Consider the following 21,595-nt stretch of genomic DNA (forward strand, 5'->3'; position numbering starts at 1 on the left):
TAAAATACGTGCGGCGAAAGATCGGTTAAACATAAAAAAATCGTATTAGAAGAATCGTTGTTACAATTCTCCTAATACGATGTGATGCGCTCAAATACTTAAGAACAGCTTCCTAAATGCTACTTAAGCAGTTTGGTGGTGAAACTTGATCGTAGAATAAGCCACCCCAAAGTCTTTGGACAAGGTAACATGAGGGTAACATTGCTTGATGGCAATCTTGATAATTGCCATGTGGTGAATGGCGTGTTCTACATTATAAGCAAGTTCACGGTCTAGCGAAGTAAGCGTGCAAGCTTCATGTCCTTCTGGCGAAAGCAACGTAGTAAGGTTGATAGGGTCGTTAGACAACTCCATCGTAGACAAGTGCTGAATGCAATTGTTTATAAAGTTGATGGCAAACTCAGGATCATTCTCAATAGAAGGATTACGTTCTCTGAGGTCGTAATTGATAGAAGCATCTGCTATACCTTTAAAGAGGCAGTCATAAAATTCAACAATATGACGCAAATGTTTGCTGATAGAGTTATCCATTAGCAAAGGCAATGGACTGGTATATTCTTCTGGACTGAGTTGTTTGATGAGTCCAACAAGTTGATTTAAGATATTACTAGATGATGTAATTAAATTCATAATCAATGAGGAATGTTATAACTTAATCGGTATATATTTTTTTCTAAGAATAAGTACTATAAGGCAAAGTGTCCATAGTATAGCTGCCATGGCAAACAAAAAGCCATGATCGTTATTGACTACAATGCCTAAGGTAGTTAAGTGAAAAAATAAGGCACCACTCATAGTTCCGAGTCCCAATAGTGCACCTATCCAACTATATCGGGAGGTTAACAACAAAACCGAGGCAATGAGTTCCACTACACCAGACCCAATTCTGCCATAAGGCTCCATCCCTATAGTTGAGAAAATATAAATTGAATCTTTATGCCCTGGAAATTTATACAAGAAAACGGTTTGTAGCATGAACAATGCGGAGATAAGTTGTGCAATCCAAACAATGTTTTTTTTCATAACAATTGGGTGCTATAGGGCAAATTGCCTTGCAAATGTATATAAAATAGATTAGAAAAGTAGGAGTTAAAGGGGTGGAATTAATGAGAATCCTTACATCACCCAAAAAATCATTGCAATCGCTACGAAAGGAGAACGTATGTTGCAATGATTTGTTACAATCGGGATTATTTATAAATTTTTTGCCAGTTTTTGTCGGCTTTACTTTTCAATTGGCGCTCATCTTTGTTCCACATCTTAAGGGTGTTGGTGCCCAGCTTGTTGTAAAACAAGTACAACCTGCCTCCTATAATTTTAAACGTACGAGGATTAATATCTACCTTAGAGGGTTTGTCGAGCCCAAAAGCATAGGCACACCAACCGCCATACATAGGCTCATACTTTGCTGGGTTTTGCTTGAATATATTTCTGTTCTGAGCATTTTTAAAACGATATACTATGCCCCCGTAGTTGTGGGTGATCTGAGCATTGCCCTTTACTGCTTTCCCTTCGGTAAAATAACTTACCGGGTCGTAGCCCTTGATGGCAAGGTTGCCTCTTTTGGTATTAAAATGCTTGGTTTTGGTCGACTGGCTGTAGGCAGTGCTTGTCCAACACAGCAATGCCATGACTAAAGTAAAAACTGAGAATTGAAATTTGTGCATATTCATAAGCGCGTAGTATAAGTTAATTTATCACAAATATAAGCAATGTCAAATCAAGCAAATGTCAGGCAGGTGACAAGCGGGTGATTTTTTCAAAAAAAGCGGAATCATCGACTCCGCTTTTAATCATACGGGTATTTATAAAATACCCTCTAAAAACTAATGTGGTGTTTTTAAATAGTCACAAGCAGTGAGCAACAAGCCTCAAGTGTGTATGCCCAGCAGTACAAGCTATTGGGTGATTACTTTGGCAAAGTCAACGGTGGGCAAATCTACTTGATTGCGCATTAGATCTTCGTAAGTATCTCGTTTGCGAATCAGTTTGGCTTCGCCATTGAGCACCAATACCTCGGCTGGGCGAAACCTTGAGTTATAGGTAGACGCCATGCTGTAGCCATAAGCCCCGGCACTTTTCAGGGCAATAAGGTCACCTTCGCGTACCTCGGCGAGCATTCGGTCTTTGCCCAGGTTGTCTATCTCACAGACATTACCCACTACGGTATATTTTTTTTGTGTTCCTTGAGGGTTCGACACATTTACAATTTGGTGGTAAGCATCGTACATCATCGGGCGAATCAAATGATTAAACCCCGAATCAACCCCCACAAAGTCAGTCCCTCCGTTGCGTTTGCATACCTTACACTCGGTGAGCAAAGTACCCGAATTGCCCACCAAAAAACGCCCTGGTTCAAACCAAAGTTCCAGCGTATGCCCGTATTTTTGGCAAAACTGTTGAAATACCGGGTCAAGTTTTTGCCCCAGTTCTACTACATCAATCACTTCTTGACCATCGCCTACGTCTACTTTAATGCCTCCGCCAAAATCTATAAACTCCAGGTTTTGGAAGCCCAACGCAATGTCAAACACGGTTTGTGCCCCTTGCAAAAACACTTCTGGAGTCATAATCACCGAACTGCTATGGATATGAATGCCATTGATGGGTAAGTTGTAGGTGGTTTCTATAGCCTTTACTTGGGCTAACTGATCCATAGAAATCCCAAACTTTGATTGGTTATGCCACCAGTTTACCTTATCGGCGTTTTGTTGGGTAGCAATGTGAGGGTTTAGCCTGATGCATACAGGTACTTGACTACCATAACGTTGGGCAAACTTCTCTAAATTTGATAGGTTTTCTATGTTTATTTTTACCCCCAGTTCTACCGCTTCTATCAGCTCTTCAATGCCTACACAATTAGGGGTAAACACGATTTGTTGCGGCACAAAACCTGCTGCCAACCCCATGCGTACCTCAGACAACGACACTGTGTCGAGCCCCAAACCCTGGCTTAACATCAACTTCATAATATTGATATTTGTCAATGCTTTACAGGCGTACTTTATCTGAAGGTTTACAGTCGAAAACCCCTCCCTAAAGCGAGCAATTTGCCCCAAAATATGGTCAGCATCATACACATATACAGGCGTGCCAAACTGACGGGCAATATCGGTTACCCGCAAGCGTTGGATATAGTATTCATTCTCTGTTCGTTGCATTTTTCAAGCGTTTGGCTATTTGAGTTATCAATTGATTGATTTGAGTTTCTTCTTGTCGCATCTGTTGTACCCGGTGCATCAACTCTTGCACCCTTTGCCATTGGCTGTGGTGGTGTTTGTGCAGCAAGTTGTTTTGCAAGTGCCAGGTAATCATTCCGTGGGCTCCCCATTGAATATAGGCAAACAGCAGTGTCCATTCTTCATGAGTAAGTAGGCGTTGACGTTGGTAGGCAGTCAAAAACGCCTCAAGTAAGACAGAGTCCAATTGATTGTCAGGAAAACAAAAGCCATTAATCGTCACCCCCACATCAAACAACAAGTGATCGTAGCATGCTTCCTCAAAGTCAATGACTGCCACCAGTTGGTTGCCATCAAACAAGGTATTGTCCGTAAAGCAGTCGCCGTGTACTACTCCTTCAGGCAAAGGTTGCCTCAACAAGGGACGTAAATAATTGGTTTGTTCTTTAAAATACTCCAGTAAAACAGGGATCGGATTTTTTGCCCGCTCAAATTCAGCTATCAAAGCATCACAAGTATCTAAATGAATTGCATTTTTTTTGAGGTAACGTGGGGCATTGGGCAACAAACTTAGTTTGCCTATAGCTTCAGCAATGGCACTGCTGGTGTGTACGTTTAGTGCAGGTTCGTGCCCATTATAAAATTCATATACCATGACATAATGTTCGCCCAGTGAATGAATAAACCCACCGTCTTTTTTGGCAATAGGGTATGCCGTCGGAAAGTCTATTTGTTGCAAGGCTTTCATCAAAGCTACTTCATACTCAATGAGGGGTAAAGGTTGTTGGGTGCACACCCGATACAAAAAACTTCCTTGGTCAGTATCTATGCGGTAGTTTTGGTTGGCATAACCAAAACTGAGCTGAAAGCAGTTTTTTAAAACTCCCAAATCGTACAGAAGCAATACTTGTTTGATTTGCCCAACCAATAGGTCTTTTTTTGTGTTAACAGTGCTCATAAAGTTGTTTTTTTGCTACCTGATAATTAGTCGTAGGCAGTAATTTAGACCTGCCAGATTTTCGAAACCTGACAGACCCGATTCGCTGTCTTAATGCGTACTTAGTTACAATTATTTTTTTTATTACTGAAAAAAACGGAGAGCTTAATTTTATCAAACCATGATGACTGCCCCCTTGCAACGAATGTAAGGGGTTTGAACAAACAAGTTTGAAAATTAGACGATTACATAATAGTTAGCAAAATTGAGTCAATATTATACTCGATATGGTAAATATAGTACAGATAGAAATGTACCAAATCATCGCTTTTATCAACATACTCTAGAACAGAGGGACTCAAAAAACTTCAGGGGGGGAGGTATTCAGTTTTCTCAAAGTAGAGAGATATTAGGTAACTTTACCTGAGCGGTAAACATCATTATATACCATGCGGTTGTAGTTGTTCCTCCCAAAAGTAATTTATTCAAATAATGTACATCCTATGATAGAATTTAAACAGCTGACTGTTTTTATCTCTGTTGCTGAGAGTTTGAGTTTTAGCAAAGCAGCTCAAAGTTTGTCTATTACCCAGCCTACAGTAAGCAAACATATCAAAACCCTGGAAGATGAATTAGGTGTAGCTTTGTTTGTTCGTAACCAAAAACAATTGTCGCTTACCTTTGAAGGCAAGGTTTTTTTAGAAGAAGCCCGCAAAATATTGGTTACCTCAGAGAAAGCCCGCAATGTGGTAAAGAGTGAGCCTCGTCCCCAGGAGATTAAAATAGGCTTTGTGCCTTTGGCAATGCTTACTTTCTTGCCTCAGTTTATCAGTGCCATGAAAACCACCTTACCAAATGTCAATATTCAAATCCAGACTTTTCACAGCAATCTGGAGCTGTTGGAGCAGTTTCATCAAGGCAATTTAGATGTAGCTTTTTATTACCAAACCTACCCTCAAGACAATATGCAAAGCCTGATGGTGTATGAAGACGACATTGTGGTAATTCAACCTACCAACTCTGAGTATGCACGGGTCAAAGAAATAACGCCGGCACACGCCCCTTTTTTGCGGTATATTTTGCCCCCACGTGAGTCTAATCCTTATTTAATGGATATGTTTTTTAATATGTGTAAGTTTTTGAAATTTGAGCCCGAAATTGCCTTTTATATGAGGCCTCATCAGGCAAGGTTGTCGTTAGTGTCAGAGGGGTTAGGAGTAATGATGGACAGCGAAAGCCTAAAAAAATTGCATACTCCTAATATAGTTTTTACCCCATTACACAAAAATGTACGTAGTAAAGCCCGAATATTTATGGGATATAAACCTGAGCACAAGCACCAAGACATTATACAACATTTTGTTGGTTATTTTGATCAGACTACCTAGACCTTATGGAATTAAAACATGTTGAGTATTTCTTTGTATTGGCAAACGAACTTAATTTTAGCCAAGCAGCCAAAAAACTGCACATCAGCCAACCTCCACTGAGTAGGCATATCAAGGCCTTGGAAGCCGAATTGGGCACCACGTTATTTTACCGCAATACCCAATCGGTTCGCTTAACCAAAGAAGGGGAGTTGTTTTATGAAGAAGCTAAAGCTTTGTTGTCGCAGGTAAAAGGAGCAGTCAGCAAACTCAAAACCATTGTCAAAAGTGCGCCTACCCAAGTGCAAATAGGGTTTGTGCGTCCGGCAATGCTGTTGTTTTTACCAGGTTTGCTCAAAACATTCAGGCAGTCACACCCACATATTCAGGTAAACATAACCGAGATAAACTACCCTGAGACTACCAAAAGCATGTTGCTAAATAACCAGTTAGATGCTGCTTTTAGCCATTCAGCATCTCTTTGCAATGACTTGGTCTACCATCAGGTGTTTAGCGAGCAGCTTAAACTAGTGATGCTACCCAACCACCCTCTGGCAAACTGTCAGGAGATATCATTAGGTGAACTCAAAGACGAACAGTTCATTTTCTTTCCGCGTAAACTATCCCCCACATTATATGACTTGTTTATAAGCGCGTGTTTTGAACAAGGTAATTTTCATCCCAATGTATGGATGGAGGCTACCCCACCACTGGCAAGGGTAGAGTTGGTAGCCCAAGGAATGGGGGTATCACTTGCGGCAGCCAGTCTTGAGCAAATGTTTGTTGGCAAGGTGGTGTTTAAAAACATCGTAAGTACTCCGTGGGTGCAATTTCCTATTGACTTGGTGTGGAATCCTCACTTTCAGCATCAGGTAATTCAAGTTTTTGTAGATTTTGCCAAAAAATATATGGCTAATTGGCAAGCAACATAGGATGAGGTCTAAATACGTGTGGTGGTTTGACTAAAAAAAGCTAAAAACCAGTGAGGCAATAGCTAACAATTGATTACTCATCAAAGTATTCTTCTCCTGCCCGGTCTACATAAAAACGTCGTTTACCTTTACGCACCAAAGCAAGCCCATTTTTGTAAGGCTTCACTGCATCGTATTGCAAAGGTAAAATAACTTTGCCTGAAGGGTGAATAATGCCCCAACGTCCGTTTTTCTTAGCCAGCACCTGTTGGTTAGGCACTATTTGTAAGTATTGATAATAAGTAGGCAATTGTACCCGTCCTTGTGGGTCAATCAGGTTCCAGCCTTTATTGGGCAAGGCTACTGCCGCCAAACCACCCACAAACCGAGGCATTCGACGTTTGTGTTCTTGCCTAAACCACTCGGCATTGATCACATACTGACAAGGAACAACCAATGTCCCCTTTGGGTTAATAAACCCTACTTTGCCTTGGTTCATTACAGCCGCCAAACCTTCGGTAAACCCATGTACTGCCCCATATTTTGATACATCAAGTACTTTGTTGCCTTGTTTGTCTATGAAATACATCACCTGAGTCGAGTCATTGCTTTTGGCAATGATCAGGGCAAGCCCATTGGCATAACTTTCTGCTCCTGCCCGATGGATAGCTGCCTGAACTTTGCCTTGAGTATCTATAAAAGTAGCTTTAGTGAAAACATGTATACCCAATGCAGGGTCATAGCGAGGGGGTTGGTTGGCTACCAACGCCCTGCCTTCGCTAAAACGGGTAGCATAAGCATATTGGTGCTTAAGCAAGGTGTCGCCCCGCCAGTGAATGTAGCCGTGTTGGTGGCCGTTCCAGACCATGGCCACGCTGTCGCGAAAAGTAGTGACTCCTAAATGTGCTACCGGAATAATTGCCTGACCAGTTTTGTCAATGTAGCCTGCTTTGAACTGTCCATCTGTCTTTTTGCCAAAAATAACTTCTACCTTCGCCCGTCCATTACTAAAAGACTGGGCTTTGTCATATTTAAGGGCAATGACGGTTTTTCCACTACGGTCAATGTATCCATACTTACGGTTAAGTTCTACCAGCGCGAGCCCTTCAGAAAAAGGTGCTACATAGTGGTAGATGCATGGGATAACAATGGTGCGCTCCTGGTTTACAAATCCCCAGCGTTGGTTTTGAAGGTAGGGAATGAGTGTGGGCGTTTGAGCACTTGCGCCCAATGAAAGACAGACCAAAAATACCATCAATTGTTTCATCATTTGAAGAGGGGTGTCAGGGTTCAAAAAAAAGAATAGGAGCAATACAGCAAAGTATTAAAAGTGAAAACTAGCACCTTAAACATTAAGTAAACACCCTTTTATTTGGGGTGAGTTTTGTTTTCTGACGCACTTCAAAAATCGCGCATAGCCTTAGCTACGCAAGTTTTTCAAGTAAAGTCAGTGGGCAAAAATCGCCGAAATAACGGGTTAGGTATTTAGTGGTTAAGGTACTAGTGTTACCCCAACTTACCCGCCACAAAGCCAGTAGCCCAGGCAGCCTGAAAATTGAACCCACCAGTAAGCCCGTCAATGTCGAGTACCTCTCCGGCAAAGTACAGCCCGGGGTGTTTTTTACAACCCATTGTTTTTGCCTCAATTTCGTCGAGGCTCACCCCTCCACAAGTAACAAACTCCTCCTTAAAAGTAGTTTTTCCGTGGGTTTGGTAAGTGTCGTTCGACAAGCCATTGACCAGGCGGTTTCGTTCTTTTTTCGATAGTTCACTCCATTTTTTTTGGGCAGGCACCTGCCAGCGGTTGAGCAAAAACTCCCATAAACGGTGGGGTAGCCCAAAAGGGTTTTTGTTTTGTACCTGACGGGCTTTGTAGGTTTGTTGGTAGGCAACAATTTGGTTACGCAATGCCTCTTCATTGATTTCGGGCAACCAATTGACAATGACTGGGCATTGGTATTGTAAATCGTGTAGAACACGTGCCCCCCACGCCGATAAACGTAGTACAGCAAAAGCACTGATTCCCCAGTGAGTTACCAAGAGCGAGCCTTCTTCTTGCAACTTGGTACCTGGTATTTTTACCTGCACTTTGGGCACCGCAATGCCGGGCAGTTGTGTAATGTCCTCTTTGGGCAGGTTAAATGTAAACAGTGAAGGAACGGGTGGCACCAAATCAAGGTTGAGCGAGGCCAACCAGTTGAGACCCGTCAGTTTAGGGCTGCCTCCGGTAGTTACAATCACCCGATCAGCTTTTTCGATGGCTTTGTTTTTTATGTGTAACAAAAAAGTGCCGTCATTGTTTGCCTTGAGTTCGGTTACTTCGGTCTGTGTGTGTATCTCTACTTTGAGTTTTTGGGCAGCAAGCATGAGGCAATCAATGATACTTTGTGAATCGTCAGATGTTGGAAACATTCGCCCATCGGTTTCGGTTTTGAGCGGGACTCCTTTGTTTTCAAACCATTCTACGGTGTTTTGTGGCATCCATTGTGCCAACACTTGCCGCAACACCTTTTGGCCACGTGGGTAGTTTTTGAGCAAAGCTTTTCGGTCAAAACAAGCGTGGGTCACGTTGCAACGCCCTCCTCCTGATACTTTGACTTTAGCGAGTAGTTTAGTACTTTTTTCCAGTAGGGTAACCCTACTTTCGGGGTGGTGTTGGGCAGCAGAAATAGCAGCAAAAAAGCCTGCGGCTCCTCCACCAATCACAAATATTTTCAATGTAGTAGTATTGTTATCTCATGACAATATTAATCAGGCGCTCCTGAATATTAGGAGGTAATGTGGCCGCCAGCACCAACTGTATTTTCTCTAATTTTGGTATTTCATCTTCAAACGAGAAAAACGCCAGCGTTTCGCCTTCGGTCATCAACGTGATTTGTTTCATTCCGGTGAGCGACTGATAAAACTCCCAGGCAATTTCCTGTGCGTCCAGTGTTTCGCAAAAACTATAGAGAGAAGTTTGTGGAGTAAAAACAATCTGTTGATGATCCTCTGTTTCCAGGTATACTTGAGCACCCTTGTCCAGGTCAAAGTTAATGAGTTGGAGCTCATCTTCATAAAAAACAAACTCCGTGTCTTTGAACACATGCGAAAACAAGTCAGGTTGATTCAATGATCCGGCGTCGTCAAAAGTTTTTAGAATATTAAGTACCTCTTTACGCGACATACCCACTGTGGTTCCATATATAAACCCGGTTTTCAGAAATTCGAAAATATTGGTCATGCTATTTATAATTTTATAGCTTGTTTAATTTTTTCTGTTTGAGAAGTATTGTATGATGAACTATTCCATTAGGGGCGCTAAAATACTGGGGACTAAAGTCCTGCAAAAAATAAAGGATAACTCATGCTTACCCATTGCAATCTATAAATAATAAAAGTAGTTCGTTAAGTAAAACGTAAAAAATAAAGTAGTCCAGTAGAACAAAACAGTGGGCGAACGAGCGAAAAAACCTTTATAAAGTTGGCAATTCTAATTCATCGGAACCAAAGCTATGGAAAAATTAGCTTCATAGAGTTCACTCAGCTTTTGAAGAAGTCTTCCTGCCTAAGGTGTTGTTCTCTGAATGTAGGTTATTTTGAAAGTTTTACTAAGCAAAATATATTGATGGTGATTAGCCAGAGAAGTCTTGCAAGTTTGTAGCGCTAAGCCCCTTATTAAAACCTTCATTCAATGGCATTGGTTGTTGGAGAAAAATCACCTGGAATAAGGCTGAAAACATAAGCATTATGATTTGCTTTTTTTCAATTGTGTTGTCCTCAACCTACTTTTGAGGCTTGCCGTAAGCGAAGCGTCTACCCTACGTTGAATTTTTTCCATTTTACCTTCGGCACCAAACGAAAAAAACAACAATACTTCACCTTCGGTCATTATAGCAATTTGTTTTTGTATACAAAAAGGTTGGTAAAACTCCCAGATAATACCTGCCTTGTTCAACGCATCAGTAGCGTCATAAATAGAGGTATCATAACTGAACATGAGCTTTTTTCGTTCCCATTCCATCTGTACACTAGGCTTGTTTTCCATTTTAAAGTTGACTGTCTCCAGTACATTTTCATAGAAAATAAGCTCTATACCCTCGTATAAATAAGCGTGATAGTTAGGCAAATCCATCAGAATTTCATCATCTATGTCAGAAATAATATTGAACACAACATCTTTAGACATGCCTACGATTACTTCCTGAATGACCCCTGTCTGTAAAAACTCTAGAATGTTTATCATATTTAGTTGGCTATAGTTTGTTTGAAGTGATAGTATAAACACATAATCCTGCCTGAATAAGAATACAAAAGTAATGAAACTCCAGAAAGCTATTTGTTAAGAATGTTGGTGATAAGGTGGTTTCTGCAGAATTATTAAGTACTTGGTAAAGCCAAAAACTATACACATCAACTACTTAAAGATGTTACTTTTTTTTAAAACTAACAATTTGATGTTACAAAAATGTGTCGAACCAGCTTCTTTTGTTGTTTTGGTTAAAATAGTAGGACTAAATAAAGAAGGTAGGCAATGATTTGTGAAAAAAGTTTACAATAAGAAAAACACCCAATCACTATACAAGTCATGGGGTGCTAAAAAAAAGAAAGGAATCACGAGCCAACGATAAGCGTAGGTAATTGATGGTTTTTAGGTCAACTACTCGTTCCTCAACGATCTTACTGGATTATTTTGTGTAGCAGCAAGGGTTTGATAACCTATAGTAAATAATGTAATAAGCAAAGCGATGCTTCCTGCCCATACAAATACCATGAGTCCTATCGAAGTGCGATAGGCAAAACCATCGAGCCAGTGACGCATTACATAATACCCTACAGGAAAAGCCACCACAAAAGACAGTAAAATTTGTTTGATATAGCCTTTGACCAATAAGGCAAACAGTTGTGCTGAAGAAGCCCCCAAAACCTTCCGTATGGCTATTTCTTTACTGCGTTTTTGTACTGTAAAAGTGGCAAGCCCAAACAATCCCATGCTGGCAATGAGTATGGTAATAATGGCGGCAATGTTGAAAATTTGTCCGGTGAGTGCTTCCTTATGATAAAAATGCTTCATTTGCTCATCCAAAAAATGATATTCCAGTGGGGTGTCAGCATCAAATTTATCATTTACTTTTTTGGCATAAGCCACTACTTGAGCCATATCCTGACTGTGTACTTTTATCGAAAAATAGTCTAAACGTCTTACTGGATTATTCCAATGCGCTATGATCAAAGGAGCCATTTTGTTATGCAATGATTGTAAGTGAAAATCCTTGACAATGCCTATGACTTTTGCCTTAAACCTACGACTAGTATCTGCCGATCTTACATAATCTCCCACCCCCAGTTTAAACTGTTTGGCGGCAAGTTGGTTAATCAACACCTTGCTTGAGTCGGTTTTGTCATTGCCCCCAAAATTGGCTCCTGCCACCAATTGAATATCAAAAGTAGACAGAAAATCTTGATCTGCGCCCACCAAAAACGATTGTTGTGCTTCATTGACTGTTTGCCCTTTGCCCAGCACAGGTAACAGCGTAATTTCTTTCCAGTCGCCCGGCACCCTGGAAGTAGCCGATACTTTTTGTATGGTAGGGTGCTTAAGCAACTCTTGCTTGATTGCCCTAAAGCTTTGACGGGTTTTGGCGCTATTGATGTCTATTACCATTAACTGCTCTTTGTTAAAGCCCATTTTTTTATTTTGAACATAGTCGAGTTGTTTATGTACAATCAAGGTGGCGATTACCATCAACATAGACAAGGCAAACTGCCCTACCACTAAAACCTTGCGCAGTAACAAACCTCTGGGAGATGTTTTTACCTGAGACTTAAGTACATATACTGGTTGATAGCCAGAAAGTATCAGGGCAGGATAAATGCCTGCCAGCAAACCTACAGCCAGGGTAATCAGAAATAGTTGCCCCAGCGATGCTGCGGCACTGTGCCAGCCAATCTCAAAATTTTTGTGGGCAAGTTCATTAAAATAAGGCAAGATGGCTTCGATAACCCCTACCGACATAATAAAAGCCAGCAAAGCAACGATGCTCGACTCAATCAAAAACTGCACGATTAACTGTTGGCGGTATGCCCCCATTACTTTGCGTACGCCTATTTCTTTGGCTCGATACACCGACTTAGCCGTGGTAAGATTGATGTAGTTGATACTGGCAATGATAAGTACAAACAGGGCAACTGCCGTAAAAGCATACACATAAAAAATGTTACCTTTGTTGGTCGTCGCAAACCCTACCTCGATGTGGGTCGAGTTAAAATGCACTTCAGTAAGTGGCTGAAGAAACAAAGAACGGGTTTTCCAGGAGTTGCCTCCTTTGGCAATAGCCAAAGTCGAGAGCTTTTGTGACAATGTTTGGACGTTGGTATGAGGCTTTAGCAACATGTAAGTAATGGCTGCCCGGTTTTGCCATTGTTTCAAATACTTTCTCCAGCGAGGCTGGTTTAAGGGCAGCGAAAACAACATAGAAAAGCGCACGTGGGTATTTTGAGGCAAGTCTTTAATCACTCCGCTTACAGTGATTTTTTTCTTAAAGCGGTTAAATTCCATTGTTTTACCTACAGCGTTGACGGTGCCAAACAAACGCAAAGCCGCTGATTTGGTCAATACCACCAAATGGGGTTTGGTAAGCGCAGTTTGGGCATTGCCCGCCAGCATTTCCAAGTCAAATACTTTTAATACATTGGGCGTGGCAATCTGAAACAAACGGTCATTGAAGGTTTGGTTCCCAATTTTAATCACTGCCTGTCCACCCGCTACAAACTGTACTACTTCTTCTATTTCTGGAAAACTGCTTTGAGCTGGCTTTGCCAATGCGCTGCTGGTATACGCCAACCAACGAGTCGTTTGATTGGCTGTTTGGTTGCGTTCTACTACCCGGTAAATGCGTTGGGCTTTAGGAAAGGTAGTGTCATACTTCAGCTCGTCTTGGATATAAAGCCATAAAATAAAACTACAACTAATGCCCAGTGTAAGCCCTAGCAGGTTGATGGCTGAGTGTAGTTTATTGCGCCAAAGATTGCGCAGGGCGGTTTTCAAATAACTTATAAACATAGTTTCAATGGGGTTATATGGTATAATGGTTCATAGCTTCTACAGCCTCAAGCCTTTAGCTTTTGCCTGTCGCAGGTGGCTCACGTGTTTGTTTTTTTAGTGTTTAATCCTTTATGCACAAGTTTTGGAACTGCGCTTTCAAGTTCTGTGCCGTAGCGTTAATATACTGAAAGGCAGTGACTTGAAGCCATTTCTTTACCTCATGTGATTTTTAAACTGCCCACCAGTGGACATTTTTTGTTTCAAAGCTGGGCACTTATGAAAGTGAAAGGTTTTTGTGTATTTTTGGCAAGTGTTTGACACTGAACCAATTGCAATAAATGGTTTGGGTCTTGTATGGCATTACCCAAAAACAAAAACCACCATGGCTAAACAAACAGGGAAAATACTGGTAGTAGACGATGACCAATATGTAACATTGTCGTTGAGAATGTTGCTGGAGCAATACTTCAAAAAAGTAGAAGTGCTCAATTCGCCCAAACTCATTCCAGAAGCATTTGCCCAACAAGTATTTGATGTGGTTTTGTTGGACATGAACTTTAGCCCTGGCGAAACATCGGGTAAAGCAGGGATCAAATGGCTGGAGAAAATCATAGAATTAGATCCTAACACCAGCGTAATATTGATGACTGCCTATGGAGCGGTAGACATGGCCGTGCAAGCGATCAAAGACGGAGCCGTAGACTTTGTGGTCAAACCGTTTCAAAACGAAAAACTGCTGTCTACAGTCACTGCGGGCTGTCAACTGAGTCAATCTAAAAAAGCGGTGAAACATCTGCGCTCGCAAAAAGATATTTTGAGTTCGGCAATGGATCATCAGTACGCCAACATGATAGGGCGCTCCGCAATCATGCAAGAGGTTTTTCAAACCGTAGAAAAAGTAGCCCAAACCGATGCCAATGTCTTGATCTTAGGTGAAAATGGTACAGGTAAGGAGCTTATTGCCAGGGCAGTACATCGTAGCTCGGCGAGGGCTGGCGAGGTGTTTATTAGTGTAGACCTGGGGGCAGTGTCTGAGACTTTGTTTGAGAGCGAACTTTTTGGGCACAAGAAAGGAGCTTTTACCGATGCTAAAGAAGATCGGGTAGGGCGCTTTGAAGCGGCGTCGGGTGGGACATTGTTTTTAGATGAAATTGGCAATCTTTCGCTGCCTTTGCAGGCAAAACTGTTGGCGGTGTTGCAAAACCGCCAAGTAGTAAGGGTGGGTAGCAACCAACCCATTGCTATAGACATACGCCTGGTATGTGCGACTAATATGAACCTGACCAAAATGGTAAAAGAGGGTACTTTCAGGCAAGACTTGTTGTACCGGATCAACACCATTGCTGTGCAACTGCCCGCCCTGCGTGAACGCAACGAAGACATCCCTTTGCTTGCTGAACATTTTCTGAAAATATATTGCAAAAAATACCAAAAACCCGAATTAAGAGTTCCCGAGTATGTGGTAAAAAAACTGCAAAAATACCAGTGGCCAGGCAATGTGCGCGAGCTACAACATGCCCTGGAGCGTGCCGTGATTTTAAGCGATGGGGTACACCTCAAATCCAGTGATTTTCAGTTTTTGACCGATGACGTAGAAGAAGAACGAAAAGTGGAAAACTACAATCTGGAAGACCTCGAAAAATGGGCGATCAAAAATGCCTTGGTCAAACATAAAGGCAATGTAAGCCACGCTGCCAAAGAGTTGGGGCTTACCCGTGGGTCGATGTACCGCAGAATGGAGAAGTATGGGTTATAAAATAGTTGATAGCCGCGTGTTCAATGCTGTTTAACTGCGTTGAGCTCACTACGTTCGGTTCTTTAACAAAGCCATTAGCTTTTAGCTTTAGCCTGTCGCAGATGGCTCACGCGTCTGTTTTTTTAATGCTCAATTCTAGTGATTTTCGAAGCTAAATCAAGCCACCTAAAAAACTGTACTATTGAAAAACATAAAATTAAATATACTACTTCGCTTTATACTACTGTTGGCGCTTATGGGACTACTGATGTACACTTGGGTAGTATTGGGTAGGCAACTTCGCAGTATATACATTATGGCATTTTTGGTGTTGGCTAGTGCCGAGTTTTTGTGGTATGTAGACAAGACCAACCGCGATTTGGGCAGCTTTTTACTTGCCTTGCTGCACAACGACTTTACCACCCGTTTTTCGGCAGGGTACCAAGGCAAGAGTCAGGCACACTTGTATAAGTCGTTCAATGCGATCAATCAAAAGTTTTTGGAGCTCAACGCCGAACGCGAAGTGCTTTTTTTGCATCAACAAATGTTGGTAGAGCACCTCAATGTAGGCATTATCAGTTTTGACCGACACGGTAAAGTTCATTTGCTAAACAATGCCTTTCGGCAAATACTGCAACAACCTCAAGCTTTGTTGCGTCAAGTAGATGACCTCAAACGAGTACAGAAGACATTATGCGAGGCTATCCAACAGACCAAGGCAGGCGAACGTAAAGTAATAAAAATAAGGCGGGAAAATGACCTGCTTCAGCTTGCCATACAAGCCACCGAGTTTAACCTCAAGGGCAAATATTTTAAGCTAATATCTGCACAAGACATTCAAGGGGCACTGGATGAACAAGAGCTAGACGCCTGGCAAAAACTAATCAAGGTGTTGACTCACGAAATAATGAACTCGGTGGTGCCTATTACTTCCCTGAGCGATACTTTACACCTGATACTTGCCCAATCATTGCAAAGTACAGACACCTTGAGTGCCAAAACCCTGGAGGACGTTCGTTTGGGGCTCGATGCCATCAGAAACCGTAGCAAAGGATTGGTCAATTTTACCGAAACCTATAAAAATCTCACCCGAATACCTCCTCCGCAGTTTGCCCAATTATCGTTGTCTGCTTTGGTGGCACGTTTGCGTAGTTTGATGCAGCCCCGTTTGGAAGAAGCCCAAATTCCTTTGTTGATTGACTTGCCCGACCCTGAAGTGTATATTCTTGCTGATGTACAATTGATAGAACAAGTACTGCTCAATTTGATCAAGAATGCCATAGAAGCCCTCGAAAATCAACCCAACCCTTGCATTACCCTACAGGTGGGGCTTTCGCCCGAAGGCAAAACCTGGCTAAAACTCAAAGACAATGGACCTGGCATTGCTGCCGATCAATTAGACAAAATATTTGTACCTTTTTTTACTACCAAACCTGAGGGCTCAGGCATTGGGCTAAGCTTGTGTCGTCAAATAATGCGTATGCACAAAGGCAGTCTGTCTTGTCACTCAGTAATAGGGCAGGGAACGGCGTTTACAGTGGTTTTTTAGCGCTTTCTTTGCACTCTTTGATGTGTTGTCCTGTACTCATAGCAGTATACCCTATTTTGCTTGCACAAAGCTGGGCAAATGGTAGATTTGTGCTCTTGTTTGATTGTAAACTTACCATAAAACCCCCATGAATTTAACTTCCGAAAGACTCCTGTATATTCCAGTGACCGAAGCCGAGCGCGAAGGTTATATGGCCTGGTATACCAACGACAAGGTAATGAAATACATTACGGGCAAAGGCTTGACCAAGGCTCAGGCAAACGAACGTTTTGCCAAAGCTATAGAAAGTAACCTGGCAAACCCCGAAATGGGCTTATATGTAGTAAAACACCGTGAAACCAACAAAAATATTGGCATCGCCAAACTAGCTTATTTCAATGATAACAACACCGTTGAAGTAGGTTATGGTATGATGCCTGACAATTGGGGACAAGGTTATGCTACCGAAATGCTCCTTTGCTTAATGGCGCATTGTCGTGCTTTACCTCAAATAAAAACTTTGGTAGGCATAGTAAAACCCGAAAATAAGGCATCGGTCAAGGTGCTCACCAAACAGGGTTTTGTACTTGATAAAGTAGCACTGAGCCAGGGGGTAGAAGAGGCATATTACAAGCTTGATTTATGAAGCTAAAAAAAAGCTTGTCTAAGTTGTTAGACAAGCTTTTTGGATTTAATCACTTATTCGTAAGACTCGGATAGCAAATGAATCTGTATTGGTGATTCGTTTGATTAGTTAGGTTTTGTCAGATTAAAAATGTTCGATCACTTATTTAAAACTCGCTTAATAGGTGTTCATAAATAATCAGTGTTTGAAAAATAGGTTTTGTATTGCCTGATGGTATTTTGCTCTATCTTGAATAATAAAAAAAGTTTGACCACTTATCGAAAAAGACCCGGATAGCAAAATAGCTGGGCTAGTGGTTAGTAGTTAGGTTTAGCACATTTTATTTTAGTTTAAATGTTTTAGCAGACTTCCACATCAGTTGCACGTCTTGGCGAGTATAAGCCGTAAATTTATCAGGTGACAACCGATAAGGCATGCCACTACTGATGACTACAGTTTCGCCGTTGGTACCTACACAATGCACAAAAGATAATGCGCCGTTTTTATCGGCTTTCAGGTATCCGGTTGCTCCGTCAACTTCAAGCTTGGCAAACGAAGGGTTCAAATCCTTGTCTGTAGCCAATGCCCTGATTGCCTGAGTGTTTTCTTGGGCTGTTCCTTGTATTTTGTTGAGTTGCATTTTAAAATACTTGCCTCCATATATTGTAACCCCCAAATTGGTTTTATGTGGAATCACCCTGGCGTTTTTAGGTGCCATAATGGTTGCCGCAAATCCTGCATTGCTTAAATCAAACACCGCAAAACCGTCAAAATTGGGACGTTTGTGCAATATATTGGTGGTGGTGCTCATACTTGCCGTCATTACCTGAGCTTCACCTTTTAGGGTGTTTGCTCCTTGGTAAACTTCTCCACATGAAGCCAACATGCAACTCAAAGCAAATGTGGTAGATAATAGTGTTCTTTTCATGAGTGTTATGGGGTGTTGTTTTTAGTAGTAATGTGATACAAAAGTAGGGGTAAAACAACGCCTAACCAACCAAACCAAAGGCAGGAATTTACTTTGAAAAATATCTTAAATGCGGGGTGCTCATTTGCTGAGTAATGGTCTTTTAGAGCTTATAAAGAAGGTTTTTGAATGAAAAACATGTTTAAAAACTCAAGAATAAAATCTAATTGAAAAAAAAGAATAAAGTAGAGGAGGCAATAGGCAAAGCAGGGCTATTTGCATTGACCAAATGTTTGCTTCAAAAGCATTAAAAATAAAGCAATATTTAAATGAAAAAATAATTTAGAATTTACCGCTTCTACCCACCCTGGCACCACCTCAAATCTCCATTTTTTATTTTCGATTCCTGTATATATTTACCTATGCTTCTAGCTAAGGTTTTTACAAATCGCTAAAAATCAATGTGATAGAAAACGTGTAACTACCTGTGAACCAAATCTACAGCAATTTGCTGTGATGAGTTCAACGGAGTAGGGTTTACCTAGAGCCTAACACCTAGTGCACTGGGGATTAAATAAATGCGCTATTTATTCGAGGGTATTTTGTTTGCTGACGCACTTCAAAAAGTGCACAGAGTTAGTTTACAATTCCGATGTATATCGGAACCGGAGCTACGCAAACTTTTTGAAGTAAAGTCAGCGGGCTAAAGACTCCGAAGAACCGAGCCTACAGCTATGCTGTGGCGAGCTCTGCGAAGCTAATATGGTAGGAATTTAGTTTCCAGTGCACTAGCCCCTAGAACCCTGCTGGAGCTTCTAACCAGCAATACTACTATCAACAACACAAAAGGATCATACTATGATGAACAATTTTTTTTACTCTCTGATGATAAGTTGGTGGATGGGCATCACTTTATCATTTGCCCAAACCTCCCCTGTCCGTACCTCTTCAGTTTATTTTGCCTACAAGCAAAGTGAGTTAAGCGCCAAAGCCAAGCAAAAGCTTGATCAAACATTTGCGCGTCTTTATCGCAAGCAAGTGCTCGATTATGAGGTAACACTTACCGGGCTTGCCGATTCGGTGGGTAATGTAGCCGCTAATCATCAACTGGCAAATAAACGAGCCTTGGCAGTTAAAACTTATCTGATTGCTCAGGGTGTTGGTGCCGATAAAGTAACAGTAAAAGTGTTGGGCGAACGCCCGGCAAATAACGAAGACGAGCATCGTCGCAACCGAAGGGTTGAAATAGTGTTGCGTTGGCAAACACGCAGCAAACCAATAGCAAGCAAAAGGCCTCCCACCAAACCATCAGAACATAATATCCAAGTGTTTTTTGATAGTGTAAGGCAAACCGCCCAAACTTTTGTGATTGACAACAGCCTCGACACTATATTGGTGGGCAAAAAAGGCACTCGAATGCTTTTTTATGCTCAATCGTTTTACATCCCACGCGGGCAAACTGCAAAACCTATCACCATTACCCTACGCGAATATTACACTTATGCCGATATGGTGTTTGCCGACCTTACTACTACTTCGGGCAGACGACTGCTAGAGACGGGAGGAATGTTACAAATACGCGCTACACAGGCAGGCAAAGCACTCCGGTTGAAAAGAGGGCAAAATGTACTATTGTCTTTTCCGACAAATAGTCTAAAAAAAGGTATGACCGCTTTTAATGGCAAACGAGGCAATGAAGGGTTGATCAACTGGCAACGCAACAATAGAGGATGGGTACGTGGTGGTTCATTACTTTGCATCAACAGACCCAGAATATGTTGGTTACGACGTTTGTTTAGCCGTAGGTTACGCCTACTTAAAAATAAGGAAACCAAGAAAGCTACCGCAGCCAACCGTTTAATGATGGCAAGTGTAAATCAAGCAAATGAAAAGGGGAACAAAGCCTACGTTATGAGTACCAATCGTTTGGATTGGGTTAACTGTGATGCTTTTGTAGGCGTATCTAACAGCGCCATGGTAAAAGTACAGGTAGCACCCCATCATTCTTTCAGAAACACCCGATATTATCTTTTGCTACACCAACGCCGTAGTGTGGTGGCAGGTTATCAATATTATCAGGGAAAGTTATACTTTAGACGTTTGCCCAAAGGCGAAAAAGCTACCCTGATTGTGATTGATTACAAAAAAGCGAGTATTGTTGGCATCTGAGGAGGTACGCATAGGTAAAGTAATAGGCAAAAATTTAAAGTTTGTACCGCATAATGTTGTTAGTGCTCGTGAAGCAATCAAAAAATTGACTGCGTTTGAGCAACAACGGTTAAACACGGGAAGATAGTCTGTAAACAAAGAAAGTGAAAAGCCCGATGCTGATGCATTGTACATCAGCATCAGGCTTTTATATTTATTTTTGGTGCAAGGCATCCAGCAACTCTACATTGTTGAGCAAATATTGCATTTGAAGAATACTTGCCTGTAAATAAGTTTTTACCTGTTCGTACTCTTGGTTTTCGAACAGTGTTAAAGGCATATCTGCGTCAAGTGCCAATGCTTCTAAGTTGGCGCGTACACTTTGGGCAAATATGTTTACAATTGATTCAGGAATGGTAATGCTTTGTGCCTCTGCGTTTAATTCAGTAAATTGCATACTGTTATATATTTTTATGTGACAAAAAGCCCTTGAGGGAGGTCTGTCAAAACAATCCTCTTGGGCTTACTTTCACCATGAAAGTATGAACAAATATAGTAAAAACGCCCGCGTTTTGCAAGAAAAAACACAGTTAAAACATTGAAATTCAAATGTTTAATACTAAAAGGTTTAATCCGGAGTCGGGAGTCAGTAGACCATCATTTTTTAGCTTCGTTTTGCGCCCATTAACTAAAGCAGAGCTCACTCATTCGTAATTCCTAATTAAACAATTCGTAATTGACCTGTTCGTAATTAAAATAGTTTCGAGTGTTGGCGTGCTTTGGTCTCGCTTCACTAAGACCAAAGCAGGGGAATGTTTTTAGGGTTGAATTGTCTTAGCTTGCCCCTGCCAATAAACAACTTCCTGTGAAGGTCTTACCGAAGGGTGACCTGAACAATGCCGACCGAAAACGTCACAAACAACTTGTGTATGATGTTTCGAGTGTTGGCGTGCTTTGGTCTCGCTTCACTAAGACCAAAGCAGGGGAATGTTTTTTAAGGTTGAATTGTCTTGGTTTGCCTCTCCTCATCCGTAATTGACATGTTTTTAATTCAGTCTGCATACGATGATTTTTAGCATCGCTTCGCACCCATTCGTAATTAGCCAAAGGCAGAGCTCCCTCTGGTCGGTTCGTAATTGACCCATTCGTCATTGGCTTCGCTTCGCGCCCATTCGTAATTCGTAATTCTCAAATTCGTAATTGATTCATTCGTAATTAGCTAAAGCAGAGGTAC

General features: G+C 41.5%; 18 protein-coding genes. 6 read left to right on the top strand and 12 right to left on the bottom strand.

The window, feature by feature from the left end; all coding sequences use genetic code 11:
- Window positions 1-123: 123 nt before the first annotated feature.
- The 5 genes from M23134_RS14540 to M23134_RS14560 form a co-directional block, all read right to left on the bottom strand.
- Entirely contained in the window at window positions 124-630 is a 507-nt protein-coding gene (locus tag M23134_RS14540; protein ID WP_002697375.1) for a DinB family protein, read from the bottom strand.
- 15 nt (window positions 631-645) lie between these two features.
- Complete coding sequence (locus M23134_RS14545; RefSeq protein ID WP_045113617.1) at window positions 646-1,023, bottom strand: hypothetical protein; 378 nt, start codon at window positions 1,021-1,023, stop codon at window positions 646-648.
- Between the two features lie 167 nt (window positions 1,024-1,190).
- A complete protein-coding gene (locus tag M23134_RS14550; RefSeq protein WP_075164028.1) occupies window positions 1,191-1,667 on the bottom strand; it encodes a YHS domain-containing (seleno)protein in 477 nt (158 codons plus the stop codon).
- A 231-nt stretch (window positions 1,668-1,898) separates the two neighbouring features.
- Window positions 1,899-3,161: a diaminopimelate decarboxylase gene (lysA, locus tag M23134_RS14555; RefSeq protein WP_002697383.1), complete on the bottom strand. Its 1,263-nt coding sequence runs from the start codon at window positions 3,159-3,161 to the stop codon at window positions 1,899-1,901.
- Window positions 3,142-4,137 (bottom strand): homoserine kinase, encoded by a 996-nt coding sequence (locus M23134_RS14560; protein WP_002697384.1) that lies wholly within the window; start codon window positions 4,135-4,137, stop codon window positions 3,142-3,144. The genes lysA and M23134_RS14560 overlap by 20 nt, the downstream gene beginning before the upstream one ends.
- A gap of 482 nt (window positions 4,138-4,619) precedes the next feature.
- Here M23134_RS14560 and M23134_RS14565 point away from each other — a divergent pair, with 482 nt between their 5' ends.
- Both M23134_RS14565 and M23134_RS14570 read left to right on the top strand, forming a co-directional pair.
- The gene (locus tag M23134_RS14565; RefSeq protein ID WP_002697385.1) at window positions 4,620-5,504 is read left to right on the top strand and encodes a LysR family transcriptional regulator; all 885 of its coding nucleotides are present in this window, start codon (window positions 4,620-4,622) and stop codon (window positions 5,502-5,504) included.
- Between the two features lie 5 nt (window positions 5,505-5,509).
- Entirely contained in the window at window positions 5,510-6,415 is a 906-nt protein-coding gene (locus M23134_RS14570) for a LysR family transcriptional regulator (protein ID WP_002697386.1), read from the top strand.
- 73 nt (window positions 6,416-6,488) lie between these two features.
- On the opposite strand, the gene M23134_RS14575 is transcribed toward M23134_RS14570, so the two are convergent.
- From M23134_RS14575 to M23134_RS14595, 5 genes are all read right to left on the bottom strand, one after another.
- Entirely contained in the window at window positions 6,489-7,664 is a 1,176-nt protein-coding gene (locus M23134_RS14575; protein ID WP_002697387.1) for a WG repeat-containing protein, read from the bottom strand.
- A gap of 236 nt (window positions 7,665-7,900) precedes the next feature.
- Window positions 7,901-9,112, bottom strand: coding sequence for a BaiN/RdsA family NAD(P)/FAD-dependent oxidoreductase (locus M23134_RS14580; protein ID WP_002697388.1), 1,212 nt, complete (start codon window positions 9,110-9,112; stop codon window positions 7,901-7,903).
- A 13-nt stretch (window positions 9,113-9,125) separates the two neighbouring features.
- Window positions 9,126-9,617 carry a hypothetical protein gene (locus M23134_RS14585; protein WP_002697389.1) on the bottom strand — a complete coding sequence of 164 codons (492 nt, stop codon included), beginning with the start codon at window positions 9,615-9,617 and terminating at the stop codon, window positions 9,126-9,128.
- Window positions 9,618-10,121: 504 nt separating this feature from the next.
- Entirely contained in the window at window positions 10,122-10,619 is a 498-nt protein-coding gene (locus M23134_RS14590) for a hypothetical protein (protein WP_002697390.1), read from the bottom strand.
- Window positions 10,620-11,033: 414 nt separating this feature from the next.
- Window positions 11,034-13,436: an ABC transporter permease gene (locus M23134_RS14595; RefSeq protein ID WP_002697391.1), complete on the bottom strand. Its 2,403-nt coding sequence runs from the start codon at window positions 13,434-13,436 to the stop codon at window positions 11,034-11,036.
- A 364-nt stretch (window positions 13,437-13,800) separates the two neighbouring features.
- Between M23134_RS14595 and M23134_RS14600 the strand changes: the two genes are divergently transcribed.
- From M23134_RS14600 to M23134_RS14610, 3 genes are all read left to right on the top strand, one after another.
- Window positions 13,801-15,174, top strand: a complete 1,374-nt coding sequence (locus tag M23134_RS14600; protein WP_002697393.1) for a sigma-54-dependent transcriptional regulator — start codon at window positions 13,801-13,803, stop codon at window positions 15,172-15,174.
- Window positions 15,175-15,355: 181 nt separating this feature from the next.
- Window positions 15,356-16,702 (top strand): sensor histidine kinase, encoded by a 1,347-nt coding sequence (locus M23134_RS14605; RefSeq protein ID WP_053337308.1) that lies wholly within the window; start codon window positions 15,356-15,358, stop codon window positions 16,700-16,702.
- A gap of 127 nt (window positions 16,703-16,829) precedes the next feature.
- Window positions 16,830-17,327 (top strand): GNAT family N-acetyltransferase, encoded by a 498-nt coding sequence (locus tag M23134_RS14610; protein ID WP_002697398.1) that lies wholly within the window; start codon window positions 16,830-16,832, stop codon window positions 17,325-17,327.
- Window positions 17,328-17,646: 319 nt separating this feature from the next.
- Here M23134_RS14610 and M23134_RS14615 read toward each other — a convergent pair whose 3' ends face one another.
- On the bottom strand, window positions 17,647-18,234 hold the full coding sequence (locus M23134_RS14615) for a hypothetical protein (protein WP_045113619.1): 588 nt from the start codon (window positions 18,232-18,234) through the stop codon (window positions 17,647-17,649).
- 837 nt (window positions 18,235-19,071) lie between these two features.
- Between M23134_RS14615 and M23134_RS38150 the strand changes: the two genes are divergently transcribed.
- Entirely contained in the window at window positions 19,072-20,382 is a 1,311-nt protein-coding gene (locus M23134_RS38150) for an OmpA family protein (RefSeq protein WP_002697404.1), read from the top strand.
- A gap of 193 nt (window positions 20,383-20,575) precedes the next feature.
- Here the strand turns inward: M23134_RS38150 and M23134_RS14625 are convergent, their stop codons facing one another.
- Window positions 20,576-20,818: a hypothetical protein gene (locus tag M23134_RS14625; RefSeq protein ID WP_002697408.1), complete on the bottom strand. Its 243-nt coding sequence runs from the start codon at window positions 20,816-20,818 to the stop codon at window positions 20,576-20,578.
- Window positions 20,819-21,595: the final 777 nt, after the last annotated feature.

This window comes from Microscilla marina ATCC 23134, assembly GCF_000169175.1.
GTDB lineage: Bacteria > Bacteroidota > Bacteroidia > Cytophagales > Microscillaceae > Microscilla > Microscilla marina.